The organism is Actinosynnema sp. NPDC050801, assembly GCF_040673975.1.
GTDB lineage: Bacteria > Actinomycetota > Actinomycetes > Mycobacteriales > Pseudonocardiaceae > Actinosynnema.
On record NZ_JBFAQZ010000007.1, the window covers coordinates 285,921 to 302,466 of the forward strand.

The 16,546-nt window shown below is 71.9% G+C and carries 19 protein-coding genes; 18 read left to right on the plus strand and 1 reads right to left on the minus strand.

Features of this window, described 5'->3' with window-relative positions; genetic code table 11:
• Positions 1-47 precede the first annotated feature (47 nt).
• The 18 genes from AB0K14_RS18650 to AB0K14_RS18735 all read left to right on the plus strand — a co-directional run bounded on the left by AB0K14_RS18650 (position 48) and on the right by AB0K14_RS18735 (position 15,375).
• On the plus strand, positions 48-1,598 hold the full coding sequence (locus AB0K14_RS18650) for a molybdopterin-dependent oxidoreductase (protein ID WP_360452652.1): 1,551 nt from the start codon (positions 48-50) through the stop codon (positions 1,596-1,598).
• Positions 1,599-1,685: 87 nt separating this feature from the next.
• Entirely contained in the window at positions 1,686-2,342 is a 657-nt protein-coding gene (locus AB0K14_RS18655) for a fasciclin domain-containing protein (RefSeq protein WP_360452654.1), read from the plus strand.
• A gap of 187 nt (positions 2,343-2,529) precedes the next feature.
• Positions 2,530-3,306 (plus strand): redox-sensing transcriptional repressor Rex, encoded by a 777-nt coding sequence (locus tag AB0K14_RS18660; RefSeq protein WP_360452656.1) that lies wholly within the window; start codon positions 2,530-2,532, stop codon positions 3,304-3,306.
• Between the two features lie 34 nt (positions 3,307-3,340).
• Positions 3,341-4,663: a glutamyl-tRNA reductase gene (locus AB0K14_RS18665; protein WP_360452658.1), complete on the plus strand. Its 1,323-nt coding sequence runs from the start codon at positions 3,341-3,343 to the stop codon at positions 4,661-4,663.
• Entirely contained in the window at positions 4,660-5,601 is a 942-nt protein-coding gene (gene hemC / locus AB0K14_RS18670) for a hydroxymethylbilane synthase (RefSeq protein ID WP_360452660.1), read from the plus strand. Before AB0K14_RS18665 ends, hemC begins: the two co-directional genes overlap by 4 nt.
• A 14-nt stretch (positions 5,602-5,615) precedes the next feature.
• The gene (locus AB0K14_RS18675) at positions 5,616-7,148 is read left to right on the plus strand and encodes a bifunctional uroporphyrinogen-III C-methyltransferase/uroporphyrinogen-III synthase (protein WP_360452662.1); all 1,533 of its coding nucleotides are present in this window, start codon (positions 5,616-5,618) and stop codon (positions 7,146-7,148) included.
• 346 nt (positions 7,149-7,494) lie between these two features.
• The gene (hemB, locus tag AB0K14_RS18680; RefSeq protein WP_360452664.1) at positions 7,495-8,472 is read left to right on the plus strand and encodes a porphobilinogen synthase; all 978 of its coding nucleotides are present in this window, start codon (positions 7,495-7,497) and stop codon (positions 8,470-8,472) included.
• Positions 8,469-9,047, plus strand: a complete 579-nt coding sequence (locus AB0K14_RS18685; protein ID WP_360452666.1) for a hypothetical protein — start codon at positions 8,469-8,471, stop codon at positions 9,045-9,047. Before hemB ends, AB0K14_RS18685 begins: the two co-directional genes overlap by 4 nt.
• Before the next feature lie 43 nt (positions 9,048-9,090).
• Positions 9,091-9,645, plus strand: coding sequence for a hypothetical protein (locus tag AB0K14_RS18690; protein ID WP_360452668.1), 555 nt, complete (start codon positions 9,091-9,093; stop codon positions 9,643-9,645).
• 86 nt (positions 9,646-9,731) lie between these two features.
• A complete protein-coding gene (locus AB0K14_RS18695) occupies positions 9,732-10,334 on the plus strand; it encodes a hypothetical protein (RefSeq protein WP_360452670.1) in 603 nt (200 codons plus the stop codon).
• A complete protein-coding gene (locus AB0K14_RS18700; protein ID WP_360452672.1) occupies positions 10,331-10,732 on the plus strand; it encodes a hypothetical protein in 402 nt (133 codons plus the stop codon). The genes AB0K14_RS18695 and AB0K14_RS18700 overlap by 4 nt, the downstream gene beginning before the upstream one ends.
• A 16-nt stretch (positions 10,733-10,748) precedes the next feature.
• Positions 10,749-11,378, plus strand: a complete 630-nt coding sequence (locus AB0K14_RS18705; protein ID WP_360452674.1) for a hypothetical protein — start codon at positions 10,749-10,751, stop codon at positions 11,376-11,378.
• The gene (locus AB0K14_RS18710) at positions 11,375-11,932 is read left to right on the plus strand and encodes a hypothetical protein (RefSeq protein ID WP_360452676.1); all 558 of its coding nucleotides are present in this window, start codon (positions 11,375-11,377) and stop codon (positions 11,930-11,932) included. The genes AB0K14_RS18705 and AB0K14_RS18710 overlap by 4 nt, the downstream gene beginning before the upstream one ends.
• A gap of 46 nt (positions 11,933-11,978) precedes the next feature.
• The gene (locus AB0K14_RS18715; RefSeq protein ID WP_360452678.1) at positions 11,979-12,440 is read left to right on the plus strand and encodes a hypothetical protein; all 462 of its coding nucleotides are present in this window, start codon (positions 11,979-11,981) and stop codon (positions 12,438-12,440) included.
• The gene (locus tag AB0K14_RS18720) at positions 12,424-12,840 is read left to right on the plus strand and encodes a hypothetical protein (protein ID WP_360452680.1); all 417 of its coding nucleotides are present in this window, start codon (positions 12,424-12,426) and stop codon (positions 12,838-12,840) included. Before AB0K14_RS18715 ends, AB0K14_RS18720 begins: the two co-directional genes overlap by 17 nt.
• 11 nt (positions 12,841-12,851) lie before the next feature.
• Positions 12,852-14,141, plus strand: a complete 1,290-nt coding sequence (hemL, locus tag AB0K14_RS18725) for a glutamate-1-semialdehyde 2,1-aminomutase (protein ID WP_360452682.1) — start codon at positions 12,852-12,854, stop codon at positions 14,139-14,141.
• Between the two features lie 44 nt (positions 14,142-14,185).
• Positions 14,186-14,794: a histidine phosphatase family protein gene (locus tag AB0K14_RS18730; protein ID WP_360452684.1), complete on the plus strand. Its 609-nt coding sequence runs from the start codon at positions 14,186-14,188 to the stop codon at positions 14,792-14,794.
• A complete protein-coding gene (locus AB0K14_RS18735; RefSeq protein WP_360452686.1) occupies positions 14,791-15,375 on the plus strand; it encodes a TlpA disulfide reductase family protein in 585 nt (194 codons plus the stop codon). The genes AB0K14_RS18730 and AB0K14_RS18735 overlap by 4 nt, the downstream gene beginning before the upstream one ends.
• Before the next feature lie 82 nt (positions 15,376-15,457).
• On the opposite strand, the gene AB0K14_RS18740 is transcribed toward AB0K14_RS18735, so the two are convergent.
• Entirely contained in the window at positions 15,458-16,432 is a 975-nt protein-coding gene (locus AB0K14_RS18740; RefSeq protein WP_360452688.1) for a M64 family metallopeptidase, read from the minus strand.
• Between the last annotated feature and the right edge of the window lie 114 nt (positions 16,433-16,546).

The window sequence follows — 16,546 nt, forward strand, 5'->3', positions numbered from 1 at the left end:
CTTACGGATTGGGTGAACCGGATCGCGCAGGGTGTCGAATTACCCCTATGACACGCCTGACCGCCGCCCTCGTCGGACTCCTCGGCGTGGCCGCCGCGCTCGCGGCCGGACACCTCGTCGCCGGCGTGGTCGGGCCTCCGGCCTCACCGTTCCTGGCGGTGGGCAACACCGCGATCGACTTCACGCCGAGCCCGCTGAAGGACTTCGCGGTCCGCACGTTCGGCACCAACGACAAGCTCGTGCTGCTGCTCGGGATGGCGGTCGTGCTGCTCGCCGCGGCCGCCGTCGCGGGCCTGCTGTCCCGCCGTTCGCCGCTGCCCGGCACGGTGCTCGCCGCCGCGCTCGGCCTCCTGGGCGTGGCCGCCGTGCTGTACCGGCCGGACCTCGGTCAGCTCGGCGTCCTCGCGCCGATCGCGAGCCTGGTCGTCGGCGTCGTGGTCTTCCGGTGGCTGCACGCCAAGGCGTCGGCCACCGCGCTCCCGGCCACCGCGTCCCCGGCAACCACACCTCCGACCACCGCGCCCTCGACCGCGGACGGCCGCCGCGCGTTCCTCGTCGCCTCGGGCGCGACGGCCGTCGGCGCGGGCCTGTCGGCACTGGTCGGCCAGTTCGCGAGCGGCCGCGTGGACGTCGAGGCGTCCCGCAAGGCCGTCGGCGGGCTCAAGCCGACCACCCCCGCGCCGGCCATCCCGGCGGGCGCCGACTTCGCCGCCGAGGGCACACCCACCTTCATCACCCCGAACGCGGACTTCTACCGGATCGACACGGCGCTGAGCGTGCCGCGCATCCGGGCCGAGGACTGGGTGCTGCGGGTGCACGGCATGGTCGACCGGGAGCTCACCCTCCGCTACGACGACCTGCGGCGACGTGACCTGGTCGAACGCACCATCACGATGGTCTGCGTCTCCAACGAGGTCGGCGGTCCCTACATCTCCACCGCGAACTTCGTCGGCGTGCCCCTGCGCGACGTGCTGCTGGAAGCCGGTGTCCGGCCGGGCGCCGACCAGCTGTTCTCCACCAGCGCCGACGGGTGGACCGCGGGCTCGCCGGTCGACGTCGTGCTGGAGCAGGAGCGGGGCGCGCTGATCGCGCTGGGCATGAACGGCGAGCCGCTGCCGCTGGAGCACGGCTTCCCGGCCCGCCTGGTCGTGCCCGGCCTCTACGGGTACGTCTCGGCCACCAAGTGGGTCGTCGACCTGGAGCTGACCACGTTCGACGCCAAGCGCGGCTACTGGCTGGACCGCGAGTGGGCGCGCAGGGCGCCGGTCAAGGTGATGTCCCGGATCGACCGCCCGGAAGGCCTGGCCACGGTGTCCGGCCGGGTCGTCGCCACCGGCGTGGCGTGGGCCCAGCCCACCGGCGTCGAGCGGGTCGAGGTCCGGGTCGACAACGGCCCGTGGCGCACCACCACGCTGTCCGAGGACGTGAACGGCTCGACCTGGCGCATGTGGCGCATCGAGCTGGACCTGCCGCCCGGCGGTCACACGATCGAGTCACGCGCCACCGACAAGTCGGGCTCCACCCAGCCGCAGGCCCGCGTCGCCCCGATCCCGGACGGCGCGACCGGCTGGCACTCGATCTTCTTCACGGTCGCCTAGATCACTCGAAAGAGGGCGAACCGGATCGTCAGTCACATCGAATGCCTTAGTGACTACCGAAAAGGTAAACACCGAGGAGTGATCCCAGTGCGGAACCGCAAGATCGCCATCGTCGGCGCCATCGCCGCGGCCACCCTGTCCCTCGCCGCCTGCGGCGGCACCGACACCGCGTCGTCCGGCGGGAACGCCACCACGACCACCGGCGGGGCCACCACGACCACCGAGGCCGAGGCCATGGCCGACGGCGTGACCAAGACGTCCGACGTGTTCGGCGCCGGCTGCGCCCAGGTGCCCAGCGACCCGTCGAACAAGGGTTCGCTCGAAGGGATGGTGACCGACCCGGTCGCTACCGCCGCGTCCAACAACCCGCTGCTGACCAAGCTCGTCGCGGCGGTCGGCGCGGCCGGCCTCGGCGACACGCTCAACGGCCAGAAGGCGATCACCGTCTTCGCGCCCTACGACGGCGCGTTCGCCGAGCTCGGTGACGCGAAGTTCGCCGAACTCGCAGGTCAGCCCGCCGTGCTCGGGGACATCCTGAAGTACCACGTGGTCGCCGAGCGCTACGACGCCAAGGGCCTGCAGGACGCGGGCAAGGTCGACAGCCTGCTCGGCCAGGAGCTCACCATCGCCGGCTCGGGCGACTCGATGACCGTCAACGGCGCCCCGGTCCTGTGCGGCAACATCCCGACCGCCAACGCCACCGTGTTCGTCATCGGCAAGGTGCTCACCCCGCCCGCGATGTGACCTGACACGCCGGTCAGCCGGATTCACCCCAAGGTGGGCCGCGCCTCCTCGTATCCACGGGGAGGCGCGGCCCACCTTTCCCCCAGGGGGTCGAGGTCCGATCCGCCAACTTTGTGCAAGCGTTCACAAGCGGTACGGTGGGTGCATCACTCCGCTGGTGGCGATACCCGGCGGGTCAGTGCGACGGATGTCGAGGAGTTCCAGCGTGGCGGCTCAGCGGGGCGAGGGTGACGGTGTCGTGACCCGCCCAGGCGAAGCGCCCGTGGACGTCCGGGAGCGGGCACGCGCGATTCCCGAGGCGGCGGTGGCGCGGCTCGCGGTCTACCTCCGCGTCCTCTCGGGCATGGTCGAGCAGGGCGTGACGACCATCTCCAGCGAGGAACTGGCGGGCGCCGCCGGGGTCAACTCGGCCAAGCTCCGCAAGGACCTGTCCTACATCGGCTCCTACGGCACGCGTGGCGTCGGTTACGACGTCGAGGTGCTCGTGAGCCACATCGAGCGGATCCTCGGCCTCACCCGCAAGCACTCGGTGGCGGTCGTCGGCATCGGTAATCTTGGTCACGCGCTGGCCAACTACGGCGGTTTTCCCAGCCGCGGGTTCCCGGTCGCCGCGCTGTTCGACATCGACCCGGACCTGACGGGAGTGCCGGTAGGCGGCATACCTGTCAACCACATCGACGACATCACGACCGTCTGCGCCGAGCGCGAGGTCTCGATCGGGGTCATCGCGACACCGCCGCAGGCAGCTCAGGCCGTCTGCGACCGTTTGGTATCCGCCGGAGTCCAGTGCATCCTGAACTTCGCACCCGTCGTGCTCCAAGTGCCGGACTACGTCGAAGTGCGCAAGGTCGACCTGGCGGTCGAGATGCAGATCCTGTCGTTCCACGTCGCGCGACGGGCTGACGAGGCCGCCGGTGACGTGGTCAACGGCATCGGTGTGGACGGGGTGGTGATTCGCCCGTGATCGTGCGGGTAGTGCGCCGGTCGGTGGTGCGCTCATGAGCGTGCTCGTCGTCGGTCTTTCCCACCGGACCACCCCGGTTCCCGTGCTGGAGCGCGTCGCGGTCGCCGACGCCGATCGCGGCAAGGTCCTCGACCAGCTGCTGACGGCGCCCAGCGTGTCCGAGGCCGTGCTGCTGTCGACCTGCAACCGGGTCGAGGTCTACGCGGTCGTCGAGACGTTCCACGGCGGCATGAACGAGGTCGTGGAGGTGCTCGCCCGCCAAGCCGGAGCAGAGCCCGCCGACCTGTTCGAACACCTCTACGTGCACTACTCCGCCGCCGCGGTCGAGCACCTGTTCTCGGTGGCCGGCGGGCTGGACTCGATGGTCGTGGGCGAGGCCCAGATCCTGGGCCAGCTGCGCAACTCCTACAACACCGCCGACGACCAGGGCGTGGTCGGCCGCACGCTGCACGAGCTGATCCAGCACGCCCTGCGGGTCGGCAAGCGCGTGCACACCGAGACCGACATCGACCACGCGGGCGCGTCCGTCGTCTCCGAGGCCCTCGCGGACGCCGCGGCGGCCCTCGAAGGCCTCGAACACCGCAAGGCCCTGATCGTCGGCGCGGGCTCCATGGGCGGCCTGGCCGCCGCCCACCTGCGCCGCGCGGGCATCGGCGAGGTCGTCATCGCCAACCGGACCCCGGCCAACGGCGAACGCCTGGCCACGGCCCTGCGCGCGGACGGCGTCCACGCCACCTCGACCGGCCTGGACACCCTGACCGACGAGATCGCCAAGGCCGACGTGCTGTTCGCCTGCACCGGCTCGGTCGGCACGGTCGTCGGCGCGGAGCACATCGGCGACCGCGCCCCGGACCGACCGCTGGTCGTCTGCGACCTCGGTCTGCCCAAGGACGTCGACCCGGCCGCGGCGCTGCTCGACGGCGTCCGCGTGGTCGACCTGGAGACCCTCCAGCGCAGGCTGTCCGACGCCCCGACCGGGCAGGGCACGCTGCGCGCGGCGGAGATCGTGGCCGAGGAGGTCCGCGCCTACCTGGCCGGGCAGCGCTCGGCCGGGGTCACGCCCACCGTGACGGCGCTGCGCAAGCGCGCCGCCGAGGTCGTGGACGCCGAGCTGCTGCGGCTGGACTCGCGGCTGCCCGAGCTGCCCGGCCCGGTCCGCGACGAGCTGGCCAAGACCGTCCGCCGGGTGGTGGACAAGCTCCTGCACACCCCCACCGTGCGGGTGAAGGAGCTGGCCGCGGCGCCCGGTGGGGCCGGGTACGCCGAAGCGCTGCGCGAGCTGTTCGGGCTCGACCCGCAGGCGCCGTCCGCCGTCAGCACCCCCCATTCGACGCAACCCAAAGGTGAGAAGCGGTGAACCGCACCCTGAGGATCGGCACCCGCGGCAGCGCCCTCGCGCTCGCGCAGACCGGCCACGTGGCCGACGCGCTGCGCGCGGCAGGCGCGGACGTGGAGATCATCACGATCTCCACGCCGGGTGACCGCTCGTCCGCACCCATCGCCGAGATCGGCATCGGGGTGTTCACCTCGGCGCTGCGCGACGCGCTCGCGAACAACGAGATCGACGTCGCCGTGCACTCGTACAAGGACCTGCCCACGGCGCGCGACCCGCGCCTGTCGCTGGCCGCCGTCCCGCCCCGCGAGGACCCGCGGGACGCGCTCGTCGCCCGCGACGGCCTGACCCTGGGCGAGCTGCCCACCGGTGCGAAGGTGGGCACCGGCTCACCCCGCCGCGCCGCGCAGCTCAACGCGCTCGGCCTCGGCATCGAGGTCGTTCCCCTGCGGGGCAACGTGGACACCCGCATCCGGAAGGTCGCCGACGGCGAGCTGGACGGCGTCGTGCTCGCGCGCGCCGGCATCGCCCGCCTCGGCCGTGCCGCCGAGATCACCGAGACCTTGGAGCCCATCCAGATGCTCCCCGCGCCCGCACAGGGCGCCCTCGCAGTGGAGTGCCGGGTCGACGACGTCGACGCCGAACACCTCCTCCAGTCCACTTTGGACGACTCGGCCAGCAGGGCCGCTGTCGCTGCCGAGCGTGCCCTCCTGGCCGCGCTCGAAGCAGGCTGCAGCGCGCCGGTCGGCGCACTGGCCGATGTGGTGGAAGACCTCAGCGACGATGGGGCCGTGGTTCTCCGCCTGTCCCTTCGCGGGGTCATGGCGACGGAGGACGGCGACCTCCTCCGTGCGTCCGCCACCGGTGACTTGACCGCAGCAGAGGAACTCGGCCGCGCGCTGGCCGCCGAGTTGCTCGACCTCTCCGGCCACGCCACCGCGTCGCCGGCGGGGCGTAGTTGATGGGGAGTGCCCTGATGACCCGCGCACGCAAGACCCCCGGCCGAGTCGCGTTCGTCGGCTCAGGTCCGGGCGACACCGGGCTGCTCACGGTCCGGGCCCGCGACCTGCTCCACAAGGCGGAGCTCGTGGTCACGGATCCGGACGTCCCGGCCGAGGTGGTGGCGCTGGTACCCGACGGCGTCGAGGTGCGACCCGCCGTGGGCGATCCCGCCGACGTGGCGAAGGACCTGGTCGCCGAGGCGAAGAACGGTCACGCCGTGGTCCGCCTGGTGGCGGGCGACCCGCTGACCCTGGACTCGGTGGTGAAGGAGGCGCAGGCCGTCTCCAAGACCACGATCGCCTTCGACGTGGTGCCCGGCGTCCCCGCCGGCACCGCGGTGCCCGCCTACGCGGGCGTCGCACTGGGCGCCGTCCACACCGAGGCCGACGTCCGCGGCGCCGTGGACTGGTCCGGCCTCGCCGCCGCACCCGGAACCCTCGTGCTCCACGCGACCGGCGGCCACCTGGCCGAAGCCGCGTCCTCCCTGGTGGAGAACGGCGTGGCCCCGCAGACACCGGTGGCCGTCACCTGTGACGGCACCGGCTTCGGCCAGCGCACCGTCGACACCACCCTGGCCTCCCTCGCCGCCGACGCGGGTGACCTGGGTGGCCCCCTGGTCGTCACCGTCGGCCAAGCGGTGGCCGGCCGCACCAAGCTCTCCTGGTGGGAGTCGCGCGCCCTCTACGGCTGGCGGGTCCTCGTCCCGCGCACCAAGGAGCAGGCGGGCGCGATGAGCGACCGCCTCCACTCCCACGGCGCGATCCCGGTCGAGGTCCCCACGATCTCCGTCGAGCCCCCGCGCAGCCCCGCCCAGATGGAGCGGTCGGTGAAGGGCCTGGTCGACGGCCGCTACCAGTGGGTCGTCTTCACCTCGACCAACGCCGTCCGCGCGGTCTGGGAGAAGTTCCGCGAGTTCGGCCTGGACGCCCGCGCCTTCTCCGGCGTCAAGATCGCCTGCGTCGGCGAGTCCACCGCCGCCAAGGTCCGCAGCTTCGGCATCATCCCGGAGCTCGTGCCGTCCGGCGAGCAGTCGTCCGAGGGCCTCCTCGCCGACTTCCCGCCCTACGACGACATCCTCGACCCGGTGGACCGCGTCCTGCTCCCGCGGGCCGACATCGCCACCGAGACCCTCGCGGCGGGCCTGCGCGAACGGGGCTGGGAGATCGACGACGTCACCGCCTACCGCACCGTCCGCGCCGCCCCGCCGCCCGCGGACACCCGCGAGATGATCAAGTCGGGCGGCTTCGACGCCGTCTGCTTCACCTCGTCCTCCACGGTCCGCAACCTGGTCGGCATCGCGGGCAAGCCCCACGCCCGCACCCTGGTGGCCTGCATCGGCCCCCAGACCGCCGAAACGGCCCGCGAGTTCGGCCTCCGGGTCGACGTCCAACCGGAAGACGCCAACGTCCCCGCCCTCGTGGACGCCCTCGCACAGCACGCAGCGCGCCTGCGGGCAGAAGGCGCCCTACCCCCACCTCGCAAGACCAAGCGCCTCCGCCGCTCCTGACACGGACCCACAGGGGCCCAACAGGACCGACAACGGACCCGGCACTGATGCACCGAGGCCCGATTTGACATGGGTTCGAGTGCCATAGGCTGGTCGGAGCCGGCAGGCTTGGCGGGACGCTCTTCCCCGCCACGCCTGCCGGCTGCGGCCTGCCTGGGGTGCTCGTAAGGGCCCCATGTCAAATCGAGCCGGACCTGCACCGAGCACTCCCGGACCAGGGCAAGCCAAACCAGGCGTACCCCCGCTCGCAGCACCCCTTGCACATACCGAACCACAGGGCACCGACAAAACAGATCAGCCGACAAACAGACCCAGAGCAGCACCCGCCAGCCAGGGAGTACCCGCAGTGTTCCCAGCCCACCGCCCCCGCCGCCTGCGCACCACCCAGGCCATGCGCCGCCTGGTCAGCGAGACCACCGTGCGCCCGCGCCAACTGGTGCTGCCCATGTTCGTCAAGGAAGGCGCGGCAGCCCCGGTCGAGATCAAGAGCATGCCGGGCGTCGTCCAGCACACCCGCGAGTCGTTGCGCAAAGCCGCCGCGGAAGCGGTGCAGGCGGGCGTGGGCGGGATCATGCTGTTCGGCGTCCCCGCCGAGCGCGATGCCGTCGGCTCCGGCGCGACGGACCCCGACGGCATCCTCAACGCCGCCCTGCGCGACCTCCGCCACGAACTCGGTGACACCACCGTCCTGATGTCCGACTGCTGCCTGGACGAGTTCACCGACCACGGCCACTGCGGCGTGCTCACCCCCGACGGCGCCGTGGACAACGACGCCACGCTCGAGATCTACGGCGAGATGGCCGTGGCCCAAGCCGAGGCAGGCGCCCACGTCGTCGGCCCGAGCGGCATGATGGACGGCCAGATCGGGTTCATCCGCAACGCCCTCGACGAAGCCGGCCACACCGACACCGGCGTCCTCGCCTACAGCGCCAAGTACTCCTCCGCCCTCTACGGCCCGTTCCGCGAAGCCGTCGAGTCGCAGCTCAAGGGCGACCGCAAGACCTACCAGCAGGACACGGCCAACGTCCGTGAAGCGCTCCGCGAGGTGACCCTCGACCTCGCCGAGGGCGCCGACATGGTCATGGTCAAGCCCGCGCTGCCCTACCTCGACGTCGTCAGGGCGGTCGCCGAGATCTCCGACGTCCCCGTTGCGGCGTACCAGATCTCCGGCGAGTACGCGATGGTCGAGGCCGCCGCCCGCAACGGCTGGATCGACCGCGAGCGGACCGTGCTGGAGATGCTGACGTCGATCCGCCGGGCCGGCGCGGACATCGTGCTCACCTACTGGGCCGCGGAAGCGGCGACCTGGCTGGACCGGGAATGACCCGCCCGACGCCCGCCCGCGCCCGCAAGCCGAAGGCGCCCAAGCCGACGCCGCCCAAGCTGGTCGACCTGGCCAGGTGGCTGTTCATCCTCAGCGCCGTGATCGGCATGGCCCGGTTCATGGTGCAGCTGGCCGACCGCCAGATGCTGATCGGCTGGCTGCGCGCGGAACAGGCCAGGCCCGGGTCGACCCAGCCGAAGCTCGGCCAGGACGAGTTGGACGCGGTGGTGACCGGAGGCATCACGTTCGGCCTGTTCCTGGCCGCAGGCGTGGTCCTGGTCTACACGCTGCTGGCGAACCGGATGGCGCACGGCCGGAACTGGGCGCGGGTCCTGCTGACCGTGCTGGCGGGCATCGGCATCGTCATCGGCGTGCTGCGGCTGGTCGCGGTCGGCTCCGGCTTCACGGCCGCGAGCGGCCTGTCGGTCAGCGGCGTCGACCTGGCGTTCGGCGTGGTCACGATGCTCGTCGACGCGGCCGCCGTGGTGCTGATGTTCCAGACGTCAGTCTCCGGTTACTTCAGATCAGTGCGAACGGTCAGCGGAAAGCCACCACAGGTAGCTAACGGATTGTGATTTCCGGTCGACGGAACCGACCATCACTCCTACGGTCCGTCGCATGACCATTCCGAACGATCCTAACAACCAAGGCGGGAACCCCCAGGGCGGTTACCCGCAGCAGCCCGGGTACCCGCCGCAGGCGCCGCCGCTGAACGAGAGCGAGCTCCGCGCCCCCGTCCGCCCGAAGTCCGTGGACACCGCGTACATGCTGTGGCTGATCGCGGCCGGCGTCGGGATCCTGGGCAGCCTCATCAGCTTCATCCTCGCCGAGGACATCGCGCGCGAGACCGCGGCGGCACTGGGCGTGTCGGGCGCGGCCGCGCAGCCGAGCTACGGCGCGACGATCTTCGGCCTGGTCCTCCAGGTCGTGTGGATCCTGGTCGTGATGCAGATGCGCAAGGGCGCCAACTGGGCCCGCATCCTGCTGACCGTGCTGGGCGGCCTGTCGGTCATCGGCAACCTGCTCAGCCTGTTCGCCATCGGCCTGCTGTTCTCGCTGGGCTTCCTCGGCGTGATCTCGGCGCTGTTCGTGCTGGTGTCGCTGGTGACGATCATCGGCGCCATCATCTTCATGTTCAAGTCCGACTCGAACCACTACTTCAAGGCCAGCTGACCTTGAGCTGACCTCAAGGTCACCGGTTGCTGTCCACCGCCTGTCGCGGTGGACAGCAACCCCTGGTCGCCCTAGCGTTCCCGAGCGTGACCACCCCACAGGACCCCGAGAACCGGCCTGCGCAGCAGCCGTACGAGCAGCAGCCGCCGCAGCCCTACCCGCAGCAGTCGCAGCAGCCGTACCAGCAGCAGCCCTACACCCCCGCCCCGCCGCCGCTGAGCGAGTCGGAGCTGTCGGGCCACGGCGGGCACGCGCCGACCGTGGCCGAGCCCAAGGAAGTCCGCCTCTCCTTCTTCTTGTGGATCGCGGGCGCGGTACTGCTCGTCGTGTCGTCCCTGCTGGTGCTGACCCAGCGCGAGGCGGCCCTGGAAGAGGCCCGCCGCCAGCCGCCGACCCCCGGCGTCACGCCCGAGCAGCTCGAATCCGCGGTGACCGCGGTGCTGGTCGTCCTGGTGATCATCGGCGTGGTGATGGCCGCCCTGATGGTGCTGTTCGCGTTCAAGGCCCGCGCGGGCCGCAACTGGGCGCGGATCACGCTGACGGTGCTCGGCGCGGCCGTCCTGCTCTACCACCTGTTCGGCTTCTCCCTGGTGGGCCTGGTCATCGTGCTCGTCGTGGCCGCCGCCGTCGTGACGATGTACCTGCCCGCTTCGAAGGCCTACTTCGACGCGGTGAAGCGCGCCGGATGACCGGGCAGCCGCCCCCTGTGGTGCGCGGTGCGGTGGCGGTCTGGTTCGCCCTCGGCGCGTTCCTGCTGCTGGAGAACCTGGTGCTCTGGCTGCGACGGGCCGAGCTGGAGCAGGCCGCCACCCGTGCCGGTGACGACCCGGCGGAGGTCACCCGACTGCTCGTGCAGCTGACCCTCGTCGCGGTGGGCCTCGCGATCGGCTACGGCCTGTTCGGCTGGTTGCTGCGCGGCGGCAGGCGGTGGGCACGTGGTGTGCTCACCGCAGTGGCCGTGCTGCACGTGCTGTGGATCGTGCTGCCCGGGGCCAGCGCGGTGAACTTGGTGACGTTGCTGCTGATCGGTGTCGGTTTGGCGTTCACCTGGCTCCCCGGTACGGCACAGTGGGTGAAGCAGCACTGACCCCTGCGGAGAACCCATGTCCGAACCGGATCCGTTCGCCTCGCCCTACCACCGGGTAGACCTACCGGGGCAGGCGAACGCGCCCCACCACCACCCTCCCGCGCCCCTACCGCCCGGCTACCACCCGCCCGTCCCGATGCCGCCGGTCGACCCGCGCGACGTCGGACCGCGCCGCCCGGTCACCACGACCGTCGCGTCCTGGTGCTGGATCGCCGCCGCCGTGCTGGTGGTGATCGTGCTGCCCGGCCTGGTCTACACCGGGGTCGACGGGCTGACCGCCGAGATCCTGCGCGACTCGGCGGACGCGGACGACCCCGCGGCCAGGACGGCGGCGGAACTGGGTGCGCGGATCACGCCGGCGTTGTTCGCGCTCGCGTTCGCGGTGCTGTCCGTGCCCTACCTGATCGCCGCGGTGAAGCTGCGGTCCGGCCGCGGCTGGGCGCGCATCGTGCTCACGGTGCTCGCCATGCCCAGTGCGGCGTTCGGGATCGTCATGCTGCTGGTGTTCGTCTCCGGGTCCATGCCCTACGTGCACTGGGGCCTGGGCGTGGCGTGGTCGTGCGTGTTCTTCGGGATCTGCGCGCAGGGCCTCGTGGCGATGTACCTGCCGGCGTCCAACGCCTACACGAGGTCGGTGACGAGATGACCCAGCCGCCGAACGGGCCGTTCGACCCCTACGGCCAGTCGATGCGCCCGGTCGACCCCTACGGCCAGTCGATGCGTCCGGTCGACTACCCGCAGGCGGGGCCCCAGCCGCACGTCCCGTTCCCCGGCGCGATGCGCGACGTCGACCAGCACACCGCCGCGGTCTACCGGCCGACCGCCGTCGTCGTGTCGTTCGTCCTGTGGGTGTTGGCGTCGCTCTCGTGGCCGGTGGGCTCGGTCGTGCGCACCCTCGCCGAGGACGGGGCGATCGCCGGGTTCGGCCCGGTGATGGCGTTGTTCACCGGTGCGTGCCTCGCCGTCGCCGGTGTGTGGGGCGCGGTGATGCTGCTGAACGGCAGCTACCACGCGCGGCTGGGCCTGTGCGGCGGTTCGCTGGTGATCGGCATCCTGGCCCTGGCCGCCGCGATCATCGCCTCCCGGGACGGCGACACCGAGGCGCTCTCGTGGGTGGTGATCGTGCTGCGGCTGGTGCTGCCGGCGGCCGCCGCGGTCGCGAGCTTCCTCCCCGGCACCCGCCAGTACTTCTCCCGCTGAGGACCCGACCACCCACCCGTCCCACACCCGAACCGAGACCGAGACCGTGGACCAACCGACCTTGTACACCGAACGCGGCGCGACCTGGTGGCCGCTGCTGTGGGGCCCGGTGTTCGCCGCGCTCGGGCTGGGCGTCGAGGCGATGACCGGCGCGACGCGCCCGTTGCTGTGGCTCTTCGTCGTGCTGCTGCTGTTCGTGCCCACCGCGCTCTGGGTGAACGGCCGCCGCCGCATCTACGAGGTCCGCCTCACACCCGTCGCCCTGCACCAGGGCCGCGAGGAGCTGCCGATCCGCGACGTCGAGGCCGTCGAGGGCGTCGAGCCGAGGGCCGGCGCCAGGGTCCTGGGTGGCGGCTGGACCCTGCCCCGGGGCACCGAGGCGGTACCCATCCGACTCACCGACGGCACCGTGGTGACGGGCTGGGCGCGCGACGCCGACGCGCTGCGCACCGGGATCGCGAAGCTGTTGACCACGCGTGGTGGCGGGCACGGTGCGACGCCGGCGTGAGAAGCTGACCGGCGTGACCGCGGCCACGACCGACCCAGACCCGGGCCAAGACCCCGGTCCCACGAGCACCACCGCGCCGACCACCCCCGAGCCGGAACCGGGACCCGACGCGCCCACGCTGCACCAGCCGAAGCGGGCGTTCATCGCGGTCGGCGAGGTGGTGCTCATCGCGCTGCTCGTGGCGGCCGCCGTGTGGTGCTGGAACCGGGGTGTCGTGCACTACAGCTACCCCGTGCCCGACCGGCCGCCGCTCGAATCGACCCGGTTCAAGGGCAACTGGATCGGCGCGTCCGTCGGCCTCGTCACCATCGCGGGCGTCCTGCTGCTCGACGCGGTGCGACAGACCCTGCTCGCCGTGCGCACCCGTGGTCGCGAGCAGGTCGAAGAACCCGACGTGTGAGACTGGACCACGTGACAGCGACGCGATCCCAGGCACTGTTCGAGCGCGCGGCGGCGGTGATCCCCGGTGGCGTGAACTCCCCGGTCCGGGCTTTCCACTCGGTCGGCGGCACGCCGAGGTTCATGGTCCGCGGCGAGGGTCCGCACCTGTGGGACGCCGACGGCAACCGGTACGTGGACCTGGTGTCGTCGTGGGGTCCGATGATCCTCGGGCACGCCCACCCCGACGTGGTCCACGCGGTCCGCGAGGCGGCCGTGCACGGCCTGTCGTTCGGCACGCCCACCGAGGGCGAGATCGAGCTGGCCGAGGAGATCATCGACCGGGTCGCCCCGGTGCACCAGGTCCGCCTGGTCAACTCGGGCACCGAGGCCACCATGAGCGCGATCCGGCTGGCCCGCGGCTTCACCGGGCGCCGCAAGATCGTCAAGTTCGCGGGCTGCTACCACGGCCACGTGGACGCGCTGCTCGCGCAGGCGGGCTCCGGGGTGGCCACGCTGGGCCTGCCCACCTCGCCGGGCGTCACCGGCGCGCAGGCGGCCGACACCCTGGTGCTGCCCTACAACGACGTCGAGGCCGTCCGGGAGGCGTTCGCCGCGAACCCCGACGAGATCGCGTGCGTGATCACCGAGGCGGCGGCGGGCAACATGGGCGCGATCGCGCCCAAGCACAACGCCGAGCTGAAGCAGCTGTGCCGGGACAACGGCGCGCTGCTGGTCATGGACGAGGTGATGACCGGCTTCCGGGTGTCCCGGGCCGGCTGGTACGGCCTGGAGAACGTCGAGGGCGACCTCTACACGTTCGGCAAGGTCATGTCCGGCGGGCTGCCCGCGGCGGCGTTCGGCGGCCGGTCCGACGTGATGTCGAGGCTCGCCCCGTCCGGCCCGGTCTACCAGGCGGGCACGCTGTCCGGTAACCCGGTCGCGGTGGCCGCGGGCCTGGCCACCCTGCGTGCCGCCACCGACGACGTCTACCGGACGTTGAACGCCAACGCCACGCGCCTGGGCGCGCTGTTCACCACCGCGCTCACCGAGGCCGGCGTCGCGCACCGCGTGCAGTTCGCCGGCAACCTGGTCAGCGTGTTCTTCACCGACGCCGAGGTCACCGACTACGCGGGCGCGCAGGCCGCCGAGACGTGGCGGTTCCCACCGTTCTTCCACGCCCTGCTCGACCGGGGCGTGTACGCGCCGCCGAGCGCGTTCGAGGCGTGGTTCGTCAACGCGGCTATGACCGACGACGACTTCGAGGTCATCGCCGCCGCCCTGCCGCACGCCGCGCGCGCCGCCGCGGAGGCGACGAAGTGAGCGGGAACACCCCCGCCCGCGGCGGAAACCGGACCATCGTCCACATGCTCCGGCACGGCGAGGTGCACAACCCGACGGGCATCCTCTACGGCCGCCTGCCCGGGTTCAAGCTGTCCGAACGCGGCCAGCAGCAGGCGCTGACCGTGGCCGAGCACCTGGCCGACCACGACATCGTGCACGTCGTGGCCTCGCCGCTGGACCGGGCGCAGCAGACCGCGTCGCCGATCGCCGACTCGCACCGGCTGGAACTGGACACCGACGAGCGGCTGATCGAGGCGGACAACCGGTTCGAGGGCCTGAAGGTGGCCGTCGGCGACGGCGCGCTGCGCTCGCCGAAGCACTGGCCGAAGCTGGTCAACCCGTTCCGGCCGTCGTGGGGCGAGCCGTACCTGGGTATCGCGCACCGGATGCTCGGCGCGGTGCAGCGGGCCCGGTCGGCGGCCGAGGGCCACGAGGCGGTGTGCGTGTCGCACCAGCTGCCGATCTGGACGCTGCGGCGGTTCCTGGAGGGCAAGCGGATGTGGCACGACCCGCGCCGCCGCGAGTGCTCGCTGGCGTCGCTGACCAGCCTGGTGTTCGAGGGGGAGCAGCTGGTGCGGGTGGTCTACACCGAGCCGGCCGGCGCGACGAACCCGAGGGTGACCGGGGCATGAGGGCTCGATCCGCACTCGCCGGGCTCACCACCGCGTTCCTGCTGCTCACGGGCTGCACGTCCGGCGACGACGCGGTGGTGGCCGGTTCGGAGTTCCAGCTCGTCGCGCCCAACGGCGAGACGAAGCTGCGCTACGACGGCGACGAGCGCAAGAGCGTCAAGGGGCTGACCGGGCCGAGCCTGATGGAGGACGGCAAGACCGTCTCGCTGGACGACTACGCGGGCAAGGTCGTGATCGTCAACATCTGGGGCGCGTGGTGCGGGCCGTGCCGGACCGAGGCGCCGGAGCTGCAGAAGGTGCAGGACGAGACCGGGCCGCTGGGCGTGCAGGTGCTCGGGGTGAACGTCAAGGAGACCTCGACCGAGTCGCCCCGCGACTTCATGGCCAACCGCGACCTGTCCTACCCGTCGATCTACGACGAGTCCGGGCGGGCGATGCTGGCGTTCCGCGGGGTGCCGCCCAACGCCGTGCCGTCCACGTTCGTGCTGGACAAGCAGCACCGGGTGGCGGCGGCGTTCCTGGGCGCGGTGATCGCCACCGACCTCGTGCCGCTGGTCAAGGGCCTGGCCGCGGAATCCTGACCCCCGACATCACCGCCGACCCAGGGCATCACCGCCGCCCCTCACCATCACCGCCGACCCCGGGCGTCACCGTCGTCGGGCGTCACCGCAGCTCGGGCACCTTCGCCTTGAACGCGGCGATCATCGCGTCCCGGCCGATGAGGTTGAACTCGCGACCGAGCGTGCGCATGATCGAGTTCTCGGTGGGCCGGTACAGGCCGAGCCGGTGGTACCGCGCCCCCTCGAACGCGCCGACCACGCCACCGTCCGGTGACGCCTGGCCCAGGTAGGCCGACCACTTCGCGCCGGTGGCGTCCGCGGTCACGTTGACCTCGGTCGGCTCCTCGCCGCTGTACCGGTCGTACGGGTAGTCGTACTCGTCGGCCAGCTTGCCGATCGAGTGACCCAGCTCGTGCACGGCGATCTGGCCTGCCTGGTCGTTCGCGCCCGCGGCGGTCGCCACGCCACCGCCCGCACCGCCGTACTTGGCCGTGTTGCCGAGCGCGATGACCTGGTCGGCCTGCGGCGCGAGCGCGGCGAACTGGGCGGCCTTGGTCTGGTTCACGCACAGCAGGCGTTCGGTCTGGGTGTCGCGGCCCTGGCACCAGAACCCCATGTCGAGGGCGGTGTCGCGGTCCGTGCCGAGGGTGGGGTCGTGGTCCACGCCGGACTGGGCCGACACGACGTCGACCTGCCACACGTTGAAGTACTGGCGGTAGGACTTGAACGGCTCCACCGCGGCCAGCTCGGTCCACTTGCCCACCACGTGGTCGTGGAAGACGCCGAGTTCGGCGGAGGTGTAGCCGTCGCCGACGAAGACCAGGTCGAACCGCTGGTCGGACGGGCCGGTCTCCTGGATCGGCACCACCGCGGCGGCCACCTCCGCCGGTGCGGCCCGCGTCTCCACGGCGACCGGCACGGCGGTCCGCGAGATCGTGCCGTCGGGGGAGAAGACCTCGACCCACTCCACGCCGGGCCCGTCCGGCGCGGCGGACTCCGCGGCGCCGCCGGGCAGGGGAGCGGCGACGACGGCGAAGGCGACGGCCAGCACGGGCAGGGCGAGCCGGTGTGCGTACATACGGTCACGCTATGGAGTTGGTCGCTCACCCACAAGGGTTGATGGTCGCGTTAAACATTCACTGGGACGGGTAACCGAGCCAACGAGATCACGTTGTCCGGATCCGACCGGGCC